The following is a 20458-nucleotide window of genomic DNA, read 5'->3' as shown; positions in this document are numbered from 1 at the left end:
GACTGGCACACCGTGATGCTCTATGACTGCCGGTCCGCCGCCGACCGTGACAAAGGCATCGCCGCGGCGATCGAGGCGGTCAAGAACGGCGAGCTGGTCGTGCTGCCGACCGACACCGTGTACGGCGTCGGCGCCGACGCCTTCACCTCGTACGCCGTCACCGCGCTGCTCAACGCCAAGGGTCGGGACCGGCAGATGCCGCCGCCGGTGCTGGTCGGTTCCCGGCACACCCTCGATGGTCTGGTGCTGATCCTGCCGCCGACCGCCCGCGACCTGGCCGACGCCTTCTGGCCGGGGGCGCTCACCATGATCGTCGAGCACGCGCCCAGCCTGAACTGGGATCTGGGGGATACCAACGGCACCGTCGCGGTCCGGATGCCGCTGCATCCGGTGGCGTTGGAGGTGCTGCGGGAGACCGGTCCGATGGCGGTCTCGTCGGCGAACAAGACCGGCCGGCCGCCGGCGGTGACCGCCGCCGAGGCCCGGGACCAGCTCGGCTACTCGGTGCGCGCGTACCTGGAGGCCGGCCCGTGCCCCGACCCCGTGCCAAGCACCATCGTCGACCTGACCGGCGACGTGCCCCGGGTGGTCCGCGACGGCGCGGTCCCGATCGAGAAGCTGCGTGACGTGGTCCCGGACATCATCGGTACGGAGTCCTAGTGCCGCCGTTCACCGTTCTTCATGTCTGCATGGGCAACATCTGCCGTTCGCCGATGGCCGAGCGGCTGTTGGTGCTGGCGCTCGAGCAGCGGCTGGACCGGCTCGGTCCGGCCGCCGCGCCGCCGGTCGAGGAGCTGTTGCACAGCCACAGCGCCGGCACCGGCGGTTGGCACGCCGGCGAGGAGATGAATCCGCCGGCGGCCCGCCAGGTGCTCGCCCGGGGCGGGCAGGTCGACGGCTTCGCCGCCCGCAAGCTGCGGTCCGACCAGATCGACGCCGCCGATCTGGTCCTCACCGCCACCGCCGACCAGCTCGAGTACGTGCTCGCGTTGCGCCCGGACGCCGCCGAGCGCACCTTCGTGCTCGGCGAGTTCGGCCGGTTGCTGCCGGCGGTGGACGCGGCGGGGCTGCCCGGTGCCCGGTCGGGTCCGGACGCGGCGGTCACCCCGGAGGCGGTGCACGCCCGGGGCGCGGCACTGGTCGCCGCGGTCGCGGTGGTCCGGGCCGGTGCCGGTCCCCAGCCGGGGGACGATCTGGACGATCCGTGGGGGCGCGGCGACCACACCTTTGCCCGGGTAGCCGACGAGATCGAGGAGACGGTGGGAGCGCTCGGCGTGGCGCTGCTGCCCTGAGATCGGCGGGGCGGGCAGAGGATGCAGGCGGAGGTCGTCCGATGATGCGTAGTCGGCTTCGGCACCTGCCGGTGCCGTCGATGGTGTCGGCGGTGCTGCTGGTGGTGCTCGCCGGGGTCGGCGGCTGGCTGGACGGAGTCCCGGGGGCGGTCGGCGCCGCCGTCGGTGTCGCGCTGGTGGCGGCCAGCTATGTGGCCTCCAGCCTGGCGCTGGCCTGGGCGGACTCGGTGCATCCGCAGATGGTGCTCAGTGTGGGCCTGCTCACCTACAGCTTGAAGTTCGCGCTGCTCGGGGTGGCGGTGTTCGCGGTGGCGGCGTCGGACTGGCCGGGACAGCGGATGCTCGCGGTGGCGATCATCGTGGCCACAGTGGGATGGATCACGGCGCAGGTGTGGTGGACCTTCCGGGCCCGGATCCCGTACGTGGAGATCGATCCGCGCTGATCATCCGGTGACCCCGGGTGCCCATCGACGGCGGGGTCAGCGGCGAAAATCACCGTTCTTCGCGAAGATTTGTCGGATTTGCCCTACCCTGAGGCCGAGATCGCCGGTGGTGCGGGGGAGTGGATACCGACCGGGGCGGAAGAGGAGTAGCGTGTGCACCCATCTGATGTGCGACCGGGTCGCCCACACAACGAGGGTTGTGCGGGGGGTGACGCACAGCCTTCATCGTTGCCCTGATATGTTTCCGGCGTCATGGCCGGTGAACCACCTTTCGAACCCGCAGGTCCCTCGGGGGCCGACACCGGGTTTGCCGCGATCGGCTACCTGCTCGGCGGGATGGCCGTGTGGGGCGGCGCGGGGTGGCTCGTCGACCGTTGGCTGGACCTGCCCAACGTCGGGCTGCTGATCGGGCTGATCGGCGGGACGGCGGCCGGGGTCTACCTGACCGTTAAGAAGCTGGGCGCGTGAACCAGGCCCGACCAACGGAGGATGCGCGTTGATTGAGCAGCCGACCGTTCTCGCCGCGGAGTTCCCTCCCGGCGTGGATGCCTTCGACTTCCGCAGTCTGATCCCCGGGTTGGACGGCACCGCCTGGGCGGCCGCCTTCACCAAGATCACGCTGCTGCTCTGGATCGCCGCCGCGCTGGTGATGATCTTCTTCCTGGTCACCTACCGCAGCCCGAAGCTGGTGCCGACCAAGGGTCAGTGGCTGGCCGAGTCGGTGTACGGCATGGTGCGCGACAACATCGCCCGGGATGTCATCGGCCGGGACGGGGTGCGGTTCGCGCCCTACCTCACGGTGTTGTTCTGCTTCATCCTGCTCAACAACCTCTGGGGCATCGTTCCGTTCGCCCAGATCTCCCCGATGTCGCACATCGCCTTCCCGATGGTGCTCGCGGTGGTTAGCTGGCTGCTCTACATCGGCCACGGCATCGCCAAGTGGGGCTTCCTCGGCTACGTCAAGCACGTCTGCTGGGTGTCTGGCGCGCCGCTGTGGGTCCAGCCGATCCTGGTGCCGATCGAGTTCGTCTCGAACCTGATCCTGCGGCCCGTCACGCTGTCGGTCCGACTCTTCGCCAACATGTTCGCCGGCCACATGATCCTGCTGGTCTTCACCCTCGGCGGCGTGGCGCTGTTCCAGGCCGACAGCCTGTTCATCAAGCCCATCGCGGTGCTGAGCTGGGGCATGGCGATCGTGATGACCTTCTTCGAGTTCGGCATCATGGTTCTCCAGGCGTACGTGTTCACCCTGCTCAGCGCGACCTATCTGCAGCACTCCCTGGCCGAGTCGCACTGATTCCGCCTCCCTCGACCGATACACGTCCATGGGTCAGCCGCGTGGACGACAACTGAACATTCACCTAAACGTGCGCGTGACGGACACGCGTTCAACGCAGGAGGAAAACAACCATGGAGATCACCGGCAGCCTGAACGCCATCGGCTACGGCATCGCCGCCCTCGGCCCCGGTATCGGCGTTGGTCTGGTGTTCGCCGCCTACATCCAGGCGACCGCCCGCCAGCCGGAGAGCGCCGGCCTGACCCGGGTCTACATGTTCATGGGCTTCGCCGTGATCGAGGCGCTCGCCCTGCTCGGTCTGGTGCTCGCGTTCGCGCTCTAGGCCCACTGGCGGTCTGACTCGGTGACCGGTTGCGCGAGCGCCGGTCCGGGCGAAGGGAAGTGTCCATGTACGAAGAAGTCACGTACATCGCCGCGGAAGAGGGCGGGAACATCCTGCTCCCGCCGCTGTCCGAGATCATCGTCGGCCTGATCGCCTTCGGGCTGCTCGTCGCCGTACTGCTGAAGTTCGTGTTCCCGCGGATGGAAGCGATGTACCAGGCGCGGGTCGAGGCGATCGAGGGCGGCATCAAGCGGGCCGAGGCCGCCCAGGCCGAGGCGAACCAGCTGCTGGAGCAGTACAAGGCCCAGCTGGCCGAGGCGCGTACCGACGCGGCCCGCATCCGCGACGACGCCCGGGCCGACGCCGAAGGGATCCGGCAGGACATCCTCGCCAAGGCGCGAGAGGAGTCCGACCGGATCATCGCGGCCGGCAAGGAGCAGCTCGCCGCCGAGCGGCAGACCATCATCCGGGAGCTGCGCGCCGAGGTCGGCACGCTCGCGGTCGACCTGGCCGGCCGGATCGTCGGGGACGCGCTCGCCGACGAAGCCCGCCGTAAGGGCACCGTCGAGCGGTTCATGGCCGACCTGGAGAACGCGGGGGCCCGCTGATGCAGTCCGCCACCAGCCGGGAGTCCTACGCCGCGGTGACCGAGCGACTGGTCGGCTACGTCGCCGGTGCCGCCCCGACGGCGGTCGCGACCACGGCCGACGAGATCCTCTCGGTGGCCGACCTGCTGCGCCGTCAGCCCCGGCTGCGGCGGGCGCTGGCCGACCCGGCCCGGCCCGCCGACGACCGGACCGGGCTGCTGCGCGGCCTGTTCGAAGGCAAGACCGGCGCGGACAGCCTCGACCTGCTCGACGCGGTCGTCGCGGCCCGCTGGTCGGCGCCGTCGGAGCTGCTCGACGCCACCGAGCGACTCGGCGTCGACACCGCACTGGCCGGTGCCGAGTCGGCCGGCGAGCTGGCCGAGGTGGAGGACGAGCTGTTCCGGTTCGGCAAGATCATCGACGGCGACCCGCAGCTGGGTGCCGTGGTCGGTGACGTCGCCGTGCCGGCCGACCGGCGGGTCGAACTGGTCCGCACGCTGCTCACCGGAAAGGCGCTGCCGGCCACGGTGCGCCTCGCCGAGCAGGCGGTCCGGGGCTTCGGCGGGCGATCCGTCGGTGCCGGGCTGGGCCGGCTGGTCGAGCTGGCCGCCGCCCGGCGGGACCGGCAGGTCGCGCACGTCACGGTCGCCGCACCACTGACCCAGCCCGAGGAGCAGCGGCTGGGCGCCACGTTGGCCGAGATGTACGGTCGGGAGGTATCCGTCAAGTTGACGGTCGACCCCGCCGTACTCGGCGGGATGAGCGTACGGATCGGTTCCGACCTGTACGACGGCACCGTTCGGCGCCGCCTCATCGACACTCGCAAGGCGCTCGCCGGGCGCTGATTCAGTCCATGCCGTTCCGGGTTCATCCGGGCCACTAGACATAGAGGAAGCAGAGGATGGCCGAGCTGACCATCTCGTCGGACGAGATCCGTGGTGCCCTAGAACGCTACGTCTCCTCCTACACGCCGGAGCTGTCTCGTGAAGAGGTCGGCACCGTGGCGGACGCCGGGGACGGCATCGCCCACGTCGAGGGCCTGCCCTCGGCGATGGCAAACGAACTGCTGGAATTCGAGGACGGCACGCTGGGCGTGGCGTTGAACCTCGACGTACGTGACATCGGTGTGGTCGTCCTGGGCGACTACGCCGGCATCGAGGAGGGCCAGCGCGTCAAGCGCACCGGCCGGGTGCTCTCCGTCCCGGTCGGCGACGCCTTCCTGGGCCGGGTGGTCAGCGCGCTCGGTGAGCCGATCGACGGCCTCGGTGACATCGCCAACGACGGCTTCCGCGAGCTGGAGCTGCAGGCGCCGAACGTGATGGCCCGCCAGTCGGTGTCCGAGCCGCTGCAGACCGGTATCAAGGCGATCGACGCGATGACCCCGATCGGTCGCGGCCAGCGGCAGCTGATCATCGGCGACCGCAAGACCGGTAAGACCACCGTCGCGCTGGACACGATCCTCAACCAGCGGGCCAACTGGGAATCCGGCGACCCGGCCAAGCAGGTCCGCTGCATCTACGTGGCGATCGGGCAGAAGGCTTCCACCATCGCCTCGATCAAGGGCGTGCTGGAGGAGCACGGCGCGATGGAGTACACCACCATCGTCGCCTCGCCCGCCTCCGACCCGGCCGGCTTCAAGTACATCGCTCCGTACACCGGGTCGTCGATCGGCCAGCACTGGATGTACGCCGGCAAGCACGTGCTGATCGTCTTCGACGACCTGAGCAAGCAGGCCGAGGCGTACCGCGCGGTGTCGCTGCTGCTGCGCCGTCCGCCGGGCCGTGAGGCGTACCCGGGTGACGTCTTCTACCTGCACTCCCGGCTGCTGGAGCGGTGCGCGAAGCTCTCCGACGAGCTGGGCGGCGGCTCGCTGACCGGTCTGCCGATCATCGAGACCAAGGCCAACGACATCTCGGCCTTCATCCCGACCAACGTCATCTCGATCACCGACGGGCAGATCTTCCTGGAGACCGACCTGTTCAACCAGGGCCAGCGGCCGGCGATCAACGTCGGTACGTCGGTCTCCCGGGTCGGTGGCGCCGCGCAGGTCAAGCCGATGAAGAAGGTCGCCGGCCGGCTGCGGCTGGACCTGGCCCAGTACCGCGAGCTGGAGGCGTTCTCCGCGCTCGCCTCCGACCTGGACAAGGCGTCGCGCAACCAGCTGGAGCGCGGTGCCCGCCTGGTCGAGCTGCTCAAGCAGCCGAACTACTCGCCGTTCCCGGTGCAGGAGCAGGTCATCTCGGTCTGGTCCGGCACCGAGGGCAAGCTCGACGACATCCCGGTCGGCGACGTCCGGCGGTTCGAGTCGGAGTTCCTGGAGTACCTGCGGCACTCCCACTCCGGCACGCTGGACTCGATCGCCGCGCACAACTGGGACGACGAGATCATCACGACGCTGTCCGACGCGGTCGAGAAGTTCAAGCAGATGTTCCTGTCCAAGGACCCGGAGCGGGTGATCAACGAGGCGCCGGCCGAGGCCCTGGAGGGCGAGCAGGAACGCGAGAGCGTCACCCGGTACGTCTCCGACACTGACGCCGAGAAGGAATAGGGCGGTTCCGGATGCCAGCGCAGGTTCGGGTACTCCGCCAGCGGATCCGCTCGGCGAAGTCGATGAAGAAGATCACCAAGGCGATGGAGCTCGTCGCGACGAGTCGGGTCGCCAAGGCCCAGGCGCGGGTGGCGGCCTCGCTGCCGTACGCCAACGCGATCACCGGTGTGCTCACCGCGCTGGCCTCCAACGCCTCGGTCGACCATCCGCTGCTGACCGCGCGCCCGAAGGTGCGCCGGGCCGGCGTGCTGGTGATCACCAGTGACCGGGGCCTGGCCGGCGGATACAGCACCAACGCGATCAAGACCGCCGAGTCGCTGATCGCGCGGCTCAAGGCCGACGAGAAGGAACCGGTGCTGTACGTGATCGGCCGCAAGGGCGTCTCGTACTACCGGTTCCGTAACCGGCCGATCGAAGCGAGCTGGACCGGCTTCTCCGAGCAGCCCGGCTTCGCCGACGCCCGGGAAGTCGGCCAGACGCTGATCGCGGCGTTCCAGCGAGGGGCGGACGACACCGACGGCGGCGGGGCCGACCAGGTGCTCGGGGTGGACGAGCTGCACATCGTCTCGACCGAGTTCAAGTCGCTGATGACACAGACCCCGGTGCCCCGGATCCTCGGCCCGATGGAGGTCAAGGACAAGCCGAGGGACGCTGCCGGGGTGCTGCCGGCGTACGAGTTCGAGCCGAACGCCGAGGCGCTGCTCGACGCGTTGCTGCCGAAGTACATCAACACCCGGATCTACGCGGCACTGGTCGAATCGGCGGCGAGTGAATCGGCGGCCCGGCGGCGGGCGATGAAGAGCGCCACCGACAACGCCGAGGAAATGATCGAGAAGTACACGCGGCTAATGAACTCGGCGCGTCAGGCCGGGATCACTCAGGAGATCAGCGAGATCGTCGGCGGCGCCAACGCGCTCGCGGCGGCGGGAAGTGAAGTGTGATGACTGCCTCTGTAGAAACCCAGGCAACCGGAGCGACCGCATCGGCTACCGGCCGCGTGGTCCGGGTCATCGGCCCGGTCGTCGACGCCGAGTTCCCGCGCGACGCGATGCCCGACATCTTCAACGCCCTGCACGTGGACGTCGCGCTCGCCGGCGGTGAGCGGACCCTGACCCTCGAGGTCGCCCAGCACCTCGGCGACAACGTGATCCGGGCCATCTCGATGCAGCCGACCGACGGCATGGTCCGAGGCGCGGAGGTCCGCGACACCGGTTCGCCGATCATGGTGCCGGTCGGTGACGGAATCAAGGGCCGGGTGTTCAACACCATCGGCGAGTGCCTCAACCTTGCCGAGGGCGAGACGCTGCAGGTCACCGAGCGCCGGTCGATCCACCAGAAGGCGCCGGCGTTCGCCGACCTGGAGCCGAAGACCGAGATGCTGGAGACCGGCATCAAGGTGCTCGACCTGCTCGCCCCGTACGTCAAGGGCGGCAAGATCGGCCTGTTCGGCGGTGCCGGCGTGGGCAAGACGGTGCTCATCCAGGAGATGATCATCCGGGTCGCGAACAACTTCGGTGGTACGTCGGTCTTCGCCGGCGTCGGGGAGCGGACCCGTGAAGGTAACGACCTGATCCACGAGATGACCGAGTCCGGCGTCATCGACAAGACCGCGCTGGTCTACGGCCAGATGGACGAGCCGCCGGGTACCCGGTTGCGGGTCGCGCTCGCCGCGCTGACCATGGCCGAGTACTTCCGGGACGTGCAGAAGCAGGAAGTGCTGCTGTTCATCGACAACATCTTCCGGTTCACCCAGGCCGGTTCCGAGGTCTCCACGCTGCTCGGCCGGATGCCGTCCGCGGTGGGTTACCAGCCCACGCTGGCCGACGAGATGGGCGAGCTGCAGGAGCGGATCACCTCGGTCCGGGGCCAGGCGATCACCTCGATGCAGGCGATCTACGTACCCGCCGACGACTACACCGACCCGGCGCCGGCCACCACCTTCGCCCACCTGGACGCCACCACCAACCTGGAGCGGTCCATCTCCGACAAGGGCATCTACCCGGCGGTGGACCCGCTGGCGTCCTCGTCGCGGATCCTCGCCCCGGAGTTCGTCGGCCAGGAGCACTACGCGGTGGCTTCCGAGGTGAAGCGAATTCTGCAGAAGTACAAGGACCTGCAGGACATCATCGCCATCCTCGGTATGGAGGAGCTCTCCGAGGAAGACAAGATCACCGTCTCCCGGGCCCGCCGGATCGAGCGGTTCCTGTCGCAGAACACCTACGCGGCCGAGGTCTTCACCGGCATCAAGGGTTCGTACGTGCCGGTGAAGGACACCATCGAAGCCTTCCGCAAGATCAGTGAAGGGGAGTACGACCACTTCCCTGAGCAGGCCTTCTTCATGTGCGGTGGGCTCGACGACCTGGAGCGCAACGCCCAGGAGCTCATGAAGGGCTGACGACGGCGCAGCCGTCGGCCTGGAGGAAGGGCTGACGACGGCGTCTGACGAGCGCCCCGCCATCGCGGCGGGGCGCTCGTCGCGTTTCACCCGACGCCAGGGGCGTCTCACTCGACGCCCGCGTCGTTTCACCCGACGCTCACCTGTGGCCCGCGTTTGCCGGCAGCCGGCCGGGGTACCCGACCGGCTCTGCGGCGGACGGGGGGCGGAGCATGATGCAACCGGATCGGACCCGGGCACGCCCAGCGAGGATGAGCCGGCCGGAACGGCTGGCGTTGCTCGCCGTACTCGTCGGTCTGCTTCTCGCCGGTGGGGCCGTGGTGGTGCTCAGCCGCACCGTCGCCGACCGGTACGCGGCCGCCGTACCCACTGCGGACCTGTTCGGCGACGTCGGCGTCGGCACCGGTGTGGACACCGGCCCGGACGACCGGCTCACCGGCCCGGTCAACCTGCTGGTGGCCGGCATCGACCGGCCGACCGACCAGCCGGAGAAGGTGCCCCGAGCGGACACCGTGCTGCTGGTGCACGTGCCGAGCGGGCTGTCCCGGGCGTACCTGATCTCGCTGCCCCGGGACCTGCTGGTGGACGTCCCGGCGTTCGGTATCAGCGGCCATCCGGGCGGCGTCGACCGGATCAACGCCGCGATGGCGTACGGCAGCCGGGTGCCCGGTGCCGAGCACCCGGACCCGGTGACCGGTTTCCAACTGCTCGCGGCGACGGTCTCGGCCCGCACCGGGATCGACCGGTTCGACGCCGGTGTGATCGTCAACTTCGCCGGCCTGGAACGCCTGGTCGACGCGGTCGGCGGGGTACGGATGACCATCGACGTCGATGTGCGCTCGGCGCACCGCCAACCGGACGGCCGGCCGCGGCCGGGCAATCCCGACGGCCCCGGGTACGTCGGACCGCAGGCCGAGTACAAGCAGGGGGAACAGCGGCTCAACGGCTGGCAGGCGTTGGACTACGTCCGGCAGCGGGACAGCCTGCCGGACGGCGACTACGGCCGGCAGCGGCACCAACGGCAGCTGGTCCGGGCGTTGGCCGAGCAAGTGATCAGCCGGGACCTGATCACCGAGCCGGGTCGGTTGACCGCAGTGCTGGAGGCCGCCGGTGAGGCGGTGGTGGTGGGCACCCGGGGCCGGTCGCTGGTCGACTTCGCGTTGGCGCTGCGCCAACTGCGTGCCGACGGCATCGTCATGCTGGACCTGCCGGGCGTTGCTGTCACCGACCCGGGCGGCGGGTATCAGGGGGAGCGGTTCACCGACGACGCCGATGAATGCCTCGCCGCGTTGCGGGCCGGCGCTCTCGACCAGTTCGTGTTGACCCGTCCTGAACTGGTCAATCGCGAAAAGTAACGGGTGGCCGGGCGGGCACCCGGCTGGGAGTCCGCGCATCGCCCCGATTAAACTCGGGTGGTCCTCGCCATCAAAGGAGTCCGCGTTGGCCAAGCAACTGCACGTCGAACTCGTCGCCGTCGAGGAGATGGTCTGGTCCGGTGAGGCAGAGATGGTGATCGCCCGCACCACCGAGGGCGAGCTCGGCGTACTGCCCGGCCACGCCCCGATGCTCGGCCAGCTCGCCGAGCCCGGCCAGGTACGGATCACGCTGCCGGGGCGGGAGCAGCTCGCTTACGATGTCGCCGGCGGGTTCCTCTCGGTGACCACCAACGGAGTGACGATTCTCGCGGAGGAAGCCACTCCGGCCGCCCCCGCTACCGCATCCGGACACTGAGCGGGCTGCGTCGATGTCGACCATCCAATGGTTCGGGATCGGCGTACTGATCCTGCTCGCCGCGATCCTGGTGCTGTTCGTCCGGCGGGCGCTGGTCGTCCGGGTGCGCGGCACCATCAAGTTGAGCTTCCGGGTCTCCACCATGGTTGACGGCCGTGGCTGGTCGTCCGGATTCGGCCGGTTCGCCGGTGATGAGCTGCGCTGGTACCGGATGTTCAGTTTCGCGCTGCGACCCAAACGTGTGCTGTCCCGGCACGGCCTGGCCGTGGAGAGCCGGCGCAGCCCACGAGGGCAGGAGCGGCTCGCGTTGCCGCACGACTGGGTGATCCTGCGGTGCACCAGCCACCACGCGCCGGTCGAGATCGCCATGGCGGAGTCGACGGTCACCGGCTTCAGCTCCTGGCTCGAGGCGAGCCTGCCGGGCGGGAGTTCGCGCAGCCTCGCCGCCTGACCTCTCAAGGCGCATCCGGCGAACAGCAGCGACCACCCGTGGCCGGCGCCGCCGGGTGGTGAGCGCTGGGGACTCCTCCAACACCAGGTACGTCGTGCCGTACCGCCAGGAGCGGCCGGCCGGCCAGTGCTGGTACGGCTGCCAGCCGAGTTCACCCAGCAGCCAGGACCAGCCCGGTTCAGCCCCGGACAGATCGGGTACCCACAGCTCCACGTGGTGCAGTCCGGCCATCAGCTGATTCGCGATCTTGTCGAGATCAGCGCCCGCCGCCCGGTTTCCACAGCACGTCGCCGTCCGGGTTTGCGGTTCTGGACAGGATGAACAGCAGATCCGAGAGACGATTGAGATACTTTGCCGGGAGAGCACTAGTTCGTTCCGGTTCGTGGGTGATCAGCGCCCATGCCGAACGCTCGGCCCGCCGGGCGACGGTGCGGGCCACGTGGAGCAGCGCGGCACCGGGGGTACCGCCTGGCAGGACGAAGGAGTCAAGCTTGGCCAGCCGTGAGTTGTGCTCGTCGCACCAGCCCTCAAGCCGGGTCACGTACGCCTCGGTCACCCGCAGCGGCGGGTACGCCGGCTCCGGCTCGACCGGGGTGGCCAGGTCGGCGCCGACGTCGAACAGGTCGTTCTGGATCTGCCTGAGCAGCCCGCGCAGCGTCTCGTCGAGATCACCGAGCGCGAGGGCGACACCGAGCGCGGCATTGCATTCGTCGACATCGGCATACGCGCAGATGCGCGGGTCGGTCTTGGCGACCTGTTCGTTGTTGCTCAACCTGGTCGTGCCGGTGTCCCCGGCCTTGGTGTAGATGCGGGTGAGGTGGACGGCCATGAGCGACAGGGTACGGATTCTCAGCCGCGCCGGCAGCGCCACCGTCGAGCCAGCTCTGCTGCCGGCCGCGTCCGGAGACGTCATCCGGGTCGGCGGCGGTAGTCGGCTCGCCGGGACGGTGCCGGTGGAGGGCGCGAAGAACTCGGCGTTGAAACTGATGGCGGCGGCGTTGCTGGCACCGGGCCGGACGGTGATCGGCAACGTGCCGCGGATCACCGACATCGCCATCATGGCCGACGTGCTGCGCGGACTCGGCTGCGAAGTCACCATGAGCGAGTCCGACCAGCTGTCGGTTGCCGGACCGTCGTTGGTCGCCGGCTCGCGGTCGGCTGCTGGTTTGCGGCCGGTTGCCGGCTCGCCACGCGCCGACACGGTGATCATCGACGTGCCGCCGGCGCCCAGCTGTCAGCCCGACGTCGATCTGGTCCGCCGGCTGCGGGCGTCGATCTGCGTACTCGGCCCGCTGCTGGCCCGGTGCGGACGCGTCACCGTCGCCCAACCGGGCGGCGACGCGATCGGCTCGCGCGGGCTCGACATGCACGTGGCCGGCCTGGCCCGGATGGGTGCCGAGATCTCCGCCGCCGACGGCCTGGTCGTCGCCTCGGCCGCGCGGGGCCTGCACGGCGCGACGATCTGGTTGGACTTTCCGAGCGTCGGCGCCACCGAGAACCTGGTGATGGCGGCGGTGCTGGCCGATGGGATCACCGAGATCGACAACGCGGCCCGCGAGCCGGAGATCGTCGACATCTGCGCGATGCTCACCGAGATGGGCGCCCAGATCGACGGTGCCGGCACCGCCACCCTGCGGATCGAGGGTGTGCCGGAGCTGCGGCCGGTCCGCCACTCCACCATCGGCGACCGGATCGTCGCCGGCACCTGGGCGTTCGCCGCCGCGATGACCCGCGGCGACGTCACGGTACGCGGCGTCGACCCGTCGTTCCTGGCGGTCGCCCTCGACAAGGTGGCGGCCTCCGGGGCCACCGTCGACACCACCGGCGACGGTTTCCGGGTACGGATGGAACGTCGGCCGAGGGCGGTGGACGTGGTCACCCTGCCGTTCCCCGGCTTCGCCACCGACCTGCTGCCGATGGCGATCGGCCTGGCCTCGGTCAGCGAGGGCGCGTCACTGGTCACCGAGAACATCTTCGACGGCCGGTTCCAGTTCGTCGACGAACTGCTGCGGCTGGGCGCGGACATCAGGACCGACGGCCATCACGCGGTGGTACGCGGCCGGGAACGGCTGGTCGGCGGCCGGGTACGGGCGACCGACATCCGGGCCGGAGCCGGGCTGGTGATCGCCGGGCTCTGCGCCGAAGGGGTCACCGAGATCGCCGACGTGCACCACATCGACCGGGGCTACCCGAACTATGTGGCCGACCTGTGCTCGCTCGGCGTCCAGGTGCAGCGGCTGTCCGGGGCACCGGCCGGCTGACCGCTGGGTGTGCCGTACGGCCAGCGGCTGACCGCCCCTACCGGGTTAGCGATCGTTCAGGTGCGCCGGATAAGCTGCCAGCTGGCACATCCGGTCGAGGCGCGTGGACGAGGAGATGAAGAGATGGCAGGTCAGCTGGCAGTGATCGGCGCGGGGTTGATGGGCTCGGGCATCGCCCAGGTTGCCGCCCAGGCGGGCTGGCGGGTCATCCTGCGCGACCTGGACGACGCGGCGACCTCCCGGGGCGTCGCCGGCATCCGCCAGTCCCTGGACAAGTTCGCTGGCAAGGGCGTGATCAGCGCCGCCGACGTCGAGTCGACGATGGGTCGGATCACCACCACCACCGAGCTGGAGGCGGCGGCCGACGCTGATGTCGTCGTCGAGGCCGTCTTCGAGCGCATCGAGATCAAGCACGAGGTGTTCCGGGCACTCGACAAGATCTGCAAGGCGGACGCGGTGCTGGCGACCAACACGTCGGCGATCCCGGTGACCCAGATCGCCGCGGTCACCGGACGCCCCGAATCGGTGGTCGGTACCCACTTCTTCTCCCCGGTGCCGATGATGAAACTGTGCGAGCTGGTCCGCGGCTACAAGACCTCGGACGCGACGCTGGCCACCGCGAAGGCGTTCGCCGAGGAGATCGGCAAGACCTGCGTGGTGGTCAACCGGGACATCGCCGGCTTCGTCACCACCCGGCTGATCGCCGCGCTGGTCGTCGAGGCGGTCAAGCTCGTCGAGTCCGGCGTGGTCTCCGCCGAGGATCTCGACACCGCCTGCAAGCTGGGCTTCGGTCACGCGATGGGGCCGCTGGCCACTACCGACCTGACCGGCGCGGACGTGTTGCTGCACGCGGCGAAGAACATCTACGCCGACACCGCCGACGAGAAGTTCTTCCCGCCGGAGCTGCTGCAGCGCATGGTCACCGCCGGCGACCTGGGCCGCAAGACCGGCCAGGGCTTCTACACCTACTGACAGAGATGATGTTCATGAGCACCTCCCGTCGAGGTCTGACCCGCCTACTGACTGACTTCGGGTCCTTAACGGGATTTGTCGGCCTCGGTCGGGAGGTGCTCATGCACTCACCGGACGTGGCGTTGTGACCTAATAGGAGCCTGGCCAGAGGCCCCATCTCTGTCTTGTCCGCGTTGCCCGGCTGGTGCGTGCCGCCCTGCCCCCAGTCACGAACGACAGGACGACGATGCCCTCTATTACACCTGATAACGCCGCGGTCGAGGTCGTCGGTGGAGTCGATACCCACCAGGACACTCACACGGCCGCTGTGATCGACCTGGTCGGACGGGTTCTTGGCACCCAGCAGTTCCCGGCCACGACGGCCGGCTACACCGCCCTGCTGACCTGGATGCGCGGGTTCGGCCGTCTGCTGCGGGTCGGGGTCGAAGGCACCGGCGCCTACGGGGCCGGACTCGCTCGCAGACTCCGCGACGAGCAGGTTGAGCTGGTCGAGGTCGACCGCCCTGACCGTAAAACCCGCCGCTTCCAGGGCAAGTCCGACCCGATCGACGCCATCCAAGCGGCCAAGGCCGCCCTGGCCGGCGAACGTACCGGCACCCCCAAGCAGCGCGACGGCCGCGTCGAAGCCCTGCGCAACCTGCGGGTGGCCCGCCGCAGCGCCCGTCGACCAGCGCGCCGACACCCAACGCCAGATCAAGGCACTGATCGTTACCGCCCCCGACCAGCTACGCGCCCAACTGCGCGGCCTGGCCGTCAAGCAGCTGATCGCCACCTGCGCCAGCCTGCAGCTCGACCCGGCCGACGCCGCAGCTCCGGCCACCGCAGCCACGATCGCCCTGCGCTCGCTCGCCCGCCGCCACCAGCAACTGTCCGCCGAGATCACCGAACTCGACGAACTACTCGAACCGCTCGTCGCCGCCATCAACCCTGGCCTGCTCGCCGCCCACGGCGTCGGCCCCGACGTCGCCGGTCAGCTGCTCGTCACCGCCGGCGAGAACCACGACCGGCTCACCTCCGAGGCCGGGTTCGCCATGCTCTGCGGTGTCGCCCCGATCCCCGCCTCGTCCGGCAGGACCAACCGCCACCGACTCAACCGCGGCGGCGACCGACAGGCCAACGCCGCCCTCTACCGCGTCGTACTCGTGCGGCTGCGCTGGGATCCGCGCACCCGCGCCTACGCCGAGCAGCGCATCAAGGAAGGCCTGTCCAAGAAAGAGATCATCCGCTGCCTCAAGCGCTACGTCGCGCGCGAGCTTTACCAGCTCATCACCTCAAAAGATCTTGAACTAGCAGCTTGACATCTATAGGAGCATCCTCGACGCCAGCTACCGGAATGCGGGCCAGTGCTCCGGCCTTCAGGCCGGGGGTGAAGGCCCGCGCGCCGCTGGCCACGGCGTCGACGCTGACGAACTACTGCGCCAGCTTGCTGACCGCGCGGAGCGCGAACAGCAGTGAGCGACGAGGCGTGCCGACTCTCCGTAGCGCCCGCTGCCCGGCGAGCCCTGACCGAGGGACCACCTGTCGGCCTGCCGCTGGCCGTCGCGATGGCCGTCGGTCAGTTCCTGACCGGCCTGCTACTGGAAAGGCCGTACGTGGTCGGCAAGCCGTTGACCCGCGAGCTGACCGGCTATCACTCGGCACGGCGCGGCCCTTACCGGGTGGTCTACCGAATCGACGAGGACAACCGGACAGTGCATGTCACCCGCATCGACCACCGAGCGGATGTCTACCGTCCGTAGCAGTCGCACCGGCTCAGCCGACGCGCAGCGCCGCCGCCAGGGGTGGTTGGTCGACCGGGTCGCCGGAGCGGCGCATGGCCCACAGCGGCGGCCCGCCGGCCGGCAGGTGCGCCACCCGTACGACGCGGTAGCCGTGGCGTTCGTGGAACGCCCGCTGCCGCTGGCTGCTCGCCTCGACCACCGCCGGCATGCTGATCCGGTCCAGCCGGGCATGATGCGCGGCGAGCAGCGTCGACCCGATTCCCTGGCGGCGTAGCCAGGGTGCCGCCGCCAGGAACGCCAGATGGTGGTGTCGGCCGGTCGGTTCCAGGCGGCCGGCGGTGAAGGTGTAGTGCGCGTACGGGCCGTGCCGGTCACCGCAGGCCCGCAACCGGCGCCGCTGATGTTCCGCCGCCAGGAGCCGGTCTGCCGGGTGCGGGTACCAGATCGCCACGCCGTCGCAGTGCCCGACCACGTCGACGATGCCGTGCCGTACGGCGAACTCCAGCTCGGCGGTGAAGAACCGGTGCATCGTCAGGTACCGCAACGCGTGGTCGCTGATCAGCCAGGACACAACCGGGTCCAGTACGCACGCCTGTGCCAGCAACTCTGCCAGGGGCTCGACGTCGGCGGCGGTGGCGGTCCGTACGGTCAGCGCCGGACCGCCACCGCTGCCGGCGACCGGCGTCGACCCGGTCACCGGCGCGCGCCGGCCTGGTAGACGCCGTGCCGGGTGGGCGTCGCCTGCGCGGACTGCCAGCGGCGCAGCGCGTCCTTGATCCGGTCGTTCTGCTCCCAGGTGCGTTCGAGCTCGGCGTACACGACGCCAAGATCGTGGGCGACGCGGTCGAGGAACGCGGCGACCTCGCTGGGGTCCAGGCCTCGGCCGCCGCCGCGCCGGGGGACCGTCGGGAAGCGGTGGCTGCGGACCTGCCAGGGCCGGATCGGCCGGTACGCCGACCCGCGCTGATTGTGGCCGGCGGGGCTGCCGGGTGTCCGGTAGACGCCGGTGGCGCTGCCGGCGGGCCAGGCGGCCGGTGGTGTGGCGGCCATGGTGCGTCGTTGCCGGCGGACCTGCCACCGGCGCCACAGTTCACGCATCTCGTGTTCCTCCCCATTGCTCGCTGCTGCCGCTGGTGGTTCCGCTCATCTGGGTGTTGTTGGTGGGTGGACGGGGTGGCCCTGCCGCTTGCCGATGCCGGCGGGGCCACCCCCACCCCGATCACCGCAGCCCTCCTCGGCGGTACGGCGACCAGGGCGAACCTTCGGGGCCGGGACGCCCAACGGCGTGACTCGCTACACGCCCCGACCGGAGGTGACCGCCCCAAGAGCCATCCGGGGGCGTTCGCCATCAACCTACAATCGCCACCGGTTGTAGGTCAACGAGCAACGTGCAACTGGTTGAGGTCGGAGGTAGAAGCGTGATCAAATGGGCATGCCATCCGGGGAGTGTGTATGCCCAAGCAGCAGTACCAAGTTCTTGCCGACGAGCTACGAGCGAAGATTGAGTCTGGCGAGTGGCCACCGGGCACAAAGCTGCCCAGCCGCTCACAGCTCTGCCGCGAGTACGACGTCTCGGACACCGTCGTCGGCAAGGCGATGATGATCCTCCGTGCCACCGGGCTGACCGAGACCCTCGAAGGAGTCGGCGTGTTCGTGGCCGAACCAAAGTGACTGCGTGTCGGCGTTGGGCGGACAGGGGTGGCTCGGGCGGCCGTAGTTCATGATCAGGTGAGGCCTACGCACGTTAAAACGCGAAAATTACGTGCGTAGGCCTCACCTCGATAGCGTTCGGCAGGGCGCGGATGATCATCCGCGTCAGCCGGCGGTGTGTCGGTGGCCAGTTCGGTCTTCGCTGGTGGCCAGTTGGCGGGGATATTTCTGGCCGTAGATGACTATGACTACTCAGGGCCGACTACTCAGGGCCGTCCCTGCCCGTGCACCGGCCGCCGCGCTATAACGACGTGGTGGAAACAAAGCCGACCCTTGTCGTCATCAGCGGACCACCCGGGGCTGGCAAGACGACGCTTGCCCACCTGCTTGCCCGGCGGATCGGCTGCCCGGCGATCTGCCGCGACGAGATCAAGGAGGGCATGGTCCACACTGCCGGCGGCATCATCGCCGCACCGAGCGACGAGCTGACCCTTCGAACCCTGCCCACCTTCTTCAACGTGCTGCGACTGCTGCTGACCGCTGGGGTCACCACGGTCACCGAGGCGGCTTTCCAGGACCGCCTGTGGCGGCCGGGCCTGCAGCCGTTGATCGGAATCGCCGACATCCGGGTGGTGCACTGCCGGGTCGCCGCGCAGACGGCCTTCGACCGCGTCCAGCGGCGGCAGGACGAAAACGCAACCCGGCGCGCCCACGCCGATACGTACCTCGGTGACCATCAGACCCATACCGTCGGCCACCACGGCTTCCAGCCCGTCCGACTCGACGTACCCGAGATCGAAGTGGACACCAACGACGGCTACCGTCCTGGGCTCGACGAGATCGTCGCTTTCGTGAACGCCGGACGGTGAGCCGACCGTGGTCCCATTCCGTCGTGGTCCTCGACCACGGCCAGGTGTCGGCGGTCGTGTCGCCTCGCGGGGTTGGTGGGTACCGGTTGAGCTTGATGCCTCAGGTGCATCAAGATGCACCTGAGGCATCAAGCCTTGGGCGAGCACCTCGGGCCCAGAGGGAGTCAGCCGTCGCGTTTGGTGGTCCAGCGGAACGTGGTCAGGCAGAGCACCAGGCCGATGACGCACCAGATGGCCAGCACCAGCGCGACCATGCCCAGCTCGAACGAGCCGCCCGGCTCCTGCGTGCCGAAAGCCTCCGGCAGGAAGACCGAGCGCAGCCCCTGGCACATCCACTTGAGCGGAAACAGCGCGGCGATCTGCTGCATCCAGCCGGGCAGCGCGGTGAAGACGAAGAAGACGCCGGAAGTGAACTGCAGCACCAGTGACACCGGGGTGGCCACCGCCGAGGCGCTGCGACCGCTGCGCGCCAGCGACGAGAAGGCGATGCCGCACAGCGTGCAGGCGGTGATGCCGAGCACCGACACCCAGCCCAGGGTGAACCATTTGACCGCCGTGTCCGGCAGTTGCAGGTCGAACAGCAGCGTCGCGACCGCCAGCAGGAGCACCGTTTCGGCGAAGCCGATCACCGCCACCATGATGACCTTGCCGGCGAAGTAGACCCATTTCGGCATCGGGGTGCCGCGCAGCCGCTTGAGCACACCCCGGTCCCGCTCGATCGGGATCTGGATGGCCAGGCTCTGGAAGCCGACGGTCATCAGTCCGGTGGCGATCATGCCGGTGATGAAGTACTGGGTGAACCGTACGCCGTCGGTGATCTCGCCGGTGAAGATCGACGCGAAGATCAGGATCATGATGACCGGGAAGGCCATCGTGAAGACGACCGACTCGCGGCTGCGCATGAACTGCCGGATCTCCAACTTGCCCTGCCGCAGCCCCAACCGCGCCGGCCCGACCCGGGTGACGGCCGCCGAGGCGCCGGGGGCGCCGGCCGCTGGAGAGGTCACAGCGCCGGCTGTGCCGCCGGTGGTCGCGTTCACTTGTGTCCAATCATCCGCAGGTAGACGTCTTCCAGGGTGGGCCGGGTGACGGTCAGACCGGGCACCTCACCGTCGAAGCGCGCGGCCAGCTCGGCGACCAGCTTCGTCGGCGTGGCGCTCTCCTCGCGACGCGCCGTCCCGTCGGCGGTACGCCAGGAGACGGTGGCCAGGGCGTCCCGCCGGCCGCCCAGTTCGGCCGGGGCGGCGACCTCGACGAGCCGGCCGGCGGCGATCACGCCGACCCGATCGGCGAGGGCCTCCGCCTCGTCCAGGTAGTGGGTGGTCAGCAGGATGGTGGTGCCGGCGCCGGCGAGTGACCGGATCAGTTCCCAGAATTCACGGCGCGCCTCCGGGTCGAAGCCGGTGGTCGGCTCGTCGAGGAAGAGCAGTTCCGGTCGGCCGACGATGCCGAGCGCCACGTCGAGGCGACGCTTCTGCCCACCGGACAGCGTGTGGGTGCGGGCCTTCGTCTTGCCGGCCAGGCCGACCCGGTCGATCACCGCCGCCGGGTCGTCCGGTGCCGGGTAGAAGGCGGCGAAGTGGCCGACGACCTCGGCGACGGTCAACTCGTCGAACTCGCCGGTGCCCTGCAGCACGATGCCGATCCGGGAGCGCCACTGCGGCGTACCCGGGTCGGGGTCGACGCCGAGCACCCGCACCTCGCCGGCGTCGCGGCGCCGGTAGCCCTCCAGGATCTCGACGGTGGTGGTCTTGCCGGCGCCGTTCGGGCCGAGCAGGGCGAACACCTCGCCGCGCCGCACGGTCAGGTCGACCCCGTCCACCGCCGGGATCCCGGCGTACGCCTTGCGCAGCCCGCGTACCTCGATGGCCGGCTGGTCCGCCGCCTCGTCGCTCATGGCCCCACTATCCCCCTGCCG

General features: G+C 69.6%; 24 protein-coding genes and 2 pseudogenes. 20 read left to right on the top strand and 6 right to left on the bottom strand.

Annotation, left to right across the window (positions count from 1 at the left end; genetic code table 11):
• Window positions 1-15: 15 nt before the first annotated feature.
• The 14 genes from O7553_RS20860 (at window position 16) to O7553_RS20795 (ending at window position 11067) form a co-directional block, all read left to right on the top strand.
• A complete protein-coding gene (locus O7553_RS20860; RefSeq protein ID WP_281555688.1) occupies window positions 16-660 on the top strand; it encodes an L-threonylcarbamoyladenylate synthase in 645 nt (214 codons plus the stop codon).
• Complete coding sequence (locus tag O7553_RS20855) at window positions 660-1292, top strand: phosphotyrosine protein phosphatase (RefSeq protein WP_281551370.1); 633 nt, start codon at window positions 660-662, stop codon at window positions 1290-1292. The genes O7553_RS20860 and O7553_RS20855 overlap by 1 nt, the downstream gene beginning before the upstream one ends.
• Before the next feature lie 41 nt (window positions 1293-1333).
• Window positions 1334-1735, top strand: coding sequence for a hypothetical protein (locus O7553_RS20850; RefSeq protein WP_281551369.1), 402 nt, complete (start codon window positions 1334-1336; stop codon window positions 1733-1735).
• Window positions 1736-1987: 252 nt separating this feature from the next.
• Window positions 1988-2203 (top strand): hypothetical protein, encoded by a 216-nt coding sequence (locus O7553_RS20845; RefSeq protein WP_281551368.1) that lies wholly within the window; start codon window positions 1988-1990, stop codon window positions 2201-2203.
• Window positions 2204-2231: 28 nt separating this feature from the next.
• The gene (gene atpB / locus O7553_RS20840; protein ID WP_281551367.1) at window positions 2232-3032 is read left to right on the top strand and encodes a F0F1 ATP synthase subunit A; all 801 of its coding nucleotides are present in this window, start codon (window positions 2232-2234) and stop codon (window positions 3030-3032) included.
• Window positions 3033-3145: 113 nt separating this feature from the next.
• Window positions 3146-3355: an ATP synthase F0 subunit C gene (atpE, locus tag O7553_RS20835; RefSeq protein WP_278113038.1), complete on the top strand. Its 210-nt coding sequence runs from the start codon at window positions 3146-3148 to the stop codon at window positions 3353-3355.
• 65 nt (window positions 3356-3420) lie between these two features.
• Entirely contained in the window at window positions 3421-3963 is a 543-nt protein-coding gene (locus O7553_RS20830; RefSeq protein ID WP_278171188.1) for a F0F1 ATP synthase subunit B, read from the top strand.
• Window positions 3963-4787 carry a F0F1 ATP synthase subunit delta gene (locus tag O7553_RS20825; RefSeq protein WP_281551366.1) on the top strand — a complete coding sequence of 275 codons (825 nt, stop codon included), beginning with the start codon at window positions 3963-3965 and terminating at the stop codon, window positions 4785-4787. The genes O7553_RS20830 and O7553_RS20825 overlap by 1 nt, the downstream gene beginning before the upstream one ends.
• A gap of 56 nt (window positions 4788-4843) precedes the next feature.
• A complete protein-coding gene (atpA, locus tag O7553_RS20820) occupies window positions 4844-6490 on the top strand; it encodes a F0F1 ATP synthase subunit alpha (RefSeq protein WP_281551365.1) in 1647 nt (548 codons plus the stop codon).
• A gap of 11 nt (window positions 6491-6501) precedes the next feature.
• Entirely contained in the window at window positions 6502-7431 is a 930-nt protein-coding gene (locus tag O7553_RS20815; RefSeq protein WP_281551364.1) for a F0F1 ATP synthase subunit gamma, read from the top strand.
• Window positions 7431-8885: a F0F1 ATP synthase subunit beta gene (gene atpD / locus O7553_RS20810; protein ID WP_278171181.1), complete on the top strand. Its 1455-nt coding sequence runs from the start codon at window positions 7431-7433 to the stop codon at window positions 8883-8885. The genes O7553_RS20815 and atpD overlap by 1 nt, the downstream gene beginning before the upstream one ends.
• A gap of 251 nt (window positions 8886-9136) precedes the next feature.
• Window positions 9137-10240, top strand: coding sequence for an LCP family protein (locus O7553_RS20805; protein WP_281551363.1), 1104 nt, complete (start codon window positions 9137-9139; stop codon window positions 10238-10240).
• 85 nt (window positions 10241-10325) lie between these two features.
• The gene (locus tag O7553_RS20800) at window positions 10326-10616 is read left to right on the top strand and encodes a F0F1 ATP synthase subunit epsilon (protein ID WP_123603387.1); all 291 of its coding nucleotides are present in this window, start codon (window positions 10326-10328) and stop codon (window positions 10614-10616) included.
• Between the two features lie 13 nt (window positions 10617-10629).
• Window positions 10630-11067 (top strand): DUF2550 domain-containing protein, encoded by a 438-nt coding sequence (locus tag O7553_RS20795; RefSeq protein WP_278171179.1) that lies wholly within the window; start codon window positions 10630-10632, stop codon window positions 11065-11067.
• Between the two features lie 60 nt (window positions 11068-11127).
• Here the strand turns inward: O7553_RS20795 and O7553_RS30220 are convergent.
• Window positions 11128-11298: pseudogene (locus O7553_RS30220) on the bottom strand (glyoxalase); the annotation flags it as partial.
• Window positions 11299-11323: 25 nt separating this feature from the next.
• Window positions 11324-11896, bottom strand: a complete 573-nt coding sequence (locus tag O7553_RS20790; RefSeq protein ID WP_281555687.1) for a cob(I)yrinic acid a,c-diamide adenosyltransferase — start codon at window positions 11894-11896, stop codon at window positions 11324-11326.
• On the opposite strand from O7553_RS20790, the gene murA reads away from it, so the two are divergent.
• From murA to O7553_RS20770, 4 genes and pseudogenes are all read left to right on the top strand, one after another.
• Entirely contained in the window at window positions 11895-13328 is a 1434-nt protein-coding gene (gene murA, locus O7553_RS20785; protein WP_281551362.1) for a UDP-N-acetylglucosamine 1-carboxyvinyltransferase, read from the top strand. The two genes, O7553_RS20790 and murA, sit on opposite strands and share 2 nt — an antisense overlap.
• A 123-nt stretch (window positions 13329-13451) precedes the next feature.
• Window positions 13452-14300, top strand: coding sequence for a 3-hydroxyacyl-CoA dehydrogenase family protein (locus O7553_RS20780; RefSeq protein WP_281551361.1), 849 nt, complete (start codon window positions 13452-13454; stop codon window positions 14298-14300).
• Between the two features lie 226 nt (window positions 14301-14526).
• A pseudogene (locus O7553_RS20775) lies at window positions 14527-15598 on the top strand (IS110 family transposase).
• Window positions 15599-15751: 153 nt separating this feature from the next.
• Complete coding sequence (locus tag O7553_RS20770; RefSeq protein ID WP_281551360.1) at window positions 15752-16039, top strand: type II toxin-antitoxin system RelE/ParE family toxin; 288 nt, start codon at window positions 15752-15754, stop codon at window positions 16037-16039.
• A 13-nt stretch (window positions 16040-16052) separates the two neighbouring features.
• On the opposite strand, the gene O7553_RS20765 is transcribed toward O7553_RS20770, so the two are convergent.
• Together O7553_RS20765 and O7553_RS20760 are read right to left on the bottom strand one after the other, a co-directional pair.
• The gene (locus O7553_RS20765) at window positions 16053-16718 is read right to left on the bottom strand and encodes a GNAT family N-acetyltransferase (RefSeq protein ID WP_281551359.1); all 666 of its coding nucleotides are present in this window, start codon (window positions 16716-16718) and stop codon (window positions 16053-16055) included.
• Window positions 16715-17119, bottom strand: a complete 405-nt coding sequence (locus O7553_RS20760) for a DivIVA domain-containing protein (RefSeq protein WP_281551358.1) — start codon at window positions 17117-17119, stop codon at window positions 16715-16717. Before O7553_RS20760 ends, O7553_RS20765 begins: the two co-directional genes overlap by 4 nt.
• Window positions 17120-17473: 354 nt before the next feature.
• On the opposite strand from O7553_RS20760, the gene O7553_RS20755 reads away from it, so the two are divergent.
• Together O7553_RS20755 and O7553_RS20750 are read left to right on the top strand one after the other, a co-directional pair.
• On the top strand, window positions 17474-17692 hold the full coding sequence (locus O7553_RS20755; RefSeq protein WP_281551357.1) for a winged helix-turn-helix domain-containing protein: 219 nt from the start codon (window positions 17474-17476) through the stop codon (window positions 17690-17692).
• Window positions 17693-17955: 263 nt separating this feature from the next.
• Entirely contained in the window at window positions 17956-18540 is a 585-nt protein-coding gene (locus tag O7553_RS20750) for an AAA family ATPase (protein ID WP_281551356.1), read from the top strand.
• A 164-nt stretch (window positions 18541-18704) separates the two neighbouring features.
• Here the strand turns inward: O7553_RS20750 and O7553_RS20745 are convergent, their stop codons facing one another.
• Together O7553_RS20745 and O7553_RS20740 are read right to left on the bottom strand one after the other, a co-directional pair.
• Entirely contained in the window at window positions 18705-19547 is an 843-nt protein-coding gene (locus O7553_RS20745) for an ABC transporter permease (RefSeq protein WP_281551355.1), read from the bottom strand.
• 29 nt (window positions 19548-19576) lie between these two features.
• Window positions 19577-20437, bottom strand: a complete 861-nt coding sequence (locus O7553_RS20740) for an ABC transporter ATP-binding protein (RefSeq protein ID WP_281551354.1) — start codon at window positions 20435-20437, stop codon at window positions 19577-19579.
• Window positions 20438-20458: the final 21 nt, after the last annotated feature.

Origin of the sequence: Solwaraspora sp. WMMA2059, assembly GCF_027497315.1 — a bacterium.
GTDB lineage: Bacteria > Actinomycetota > Actinomycetes > Mycobacteriales > Micromonosporaceae > Micromonospora_E.
The sequence above is the reverse complement of the archived record's forward strand: the minus strand, read 5'-3'. Positions and strand labels throughout refer to the sequence as shown.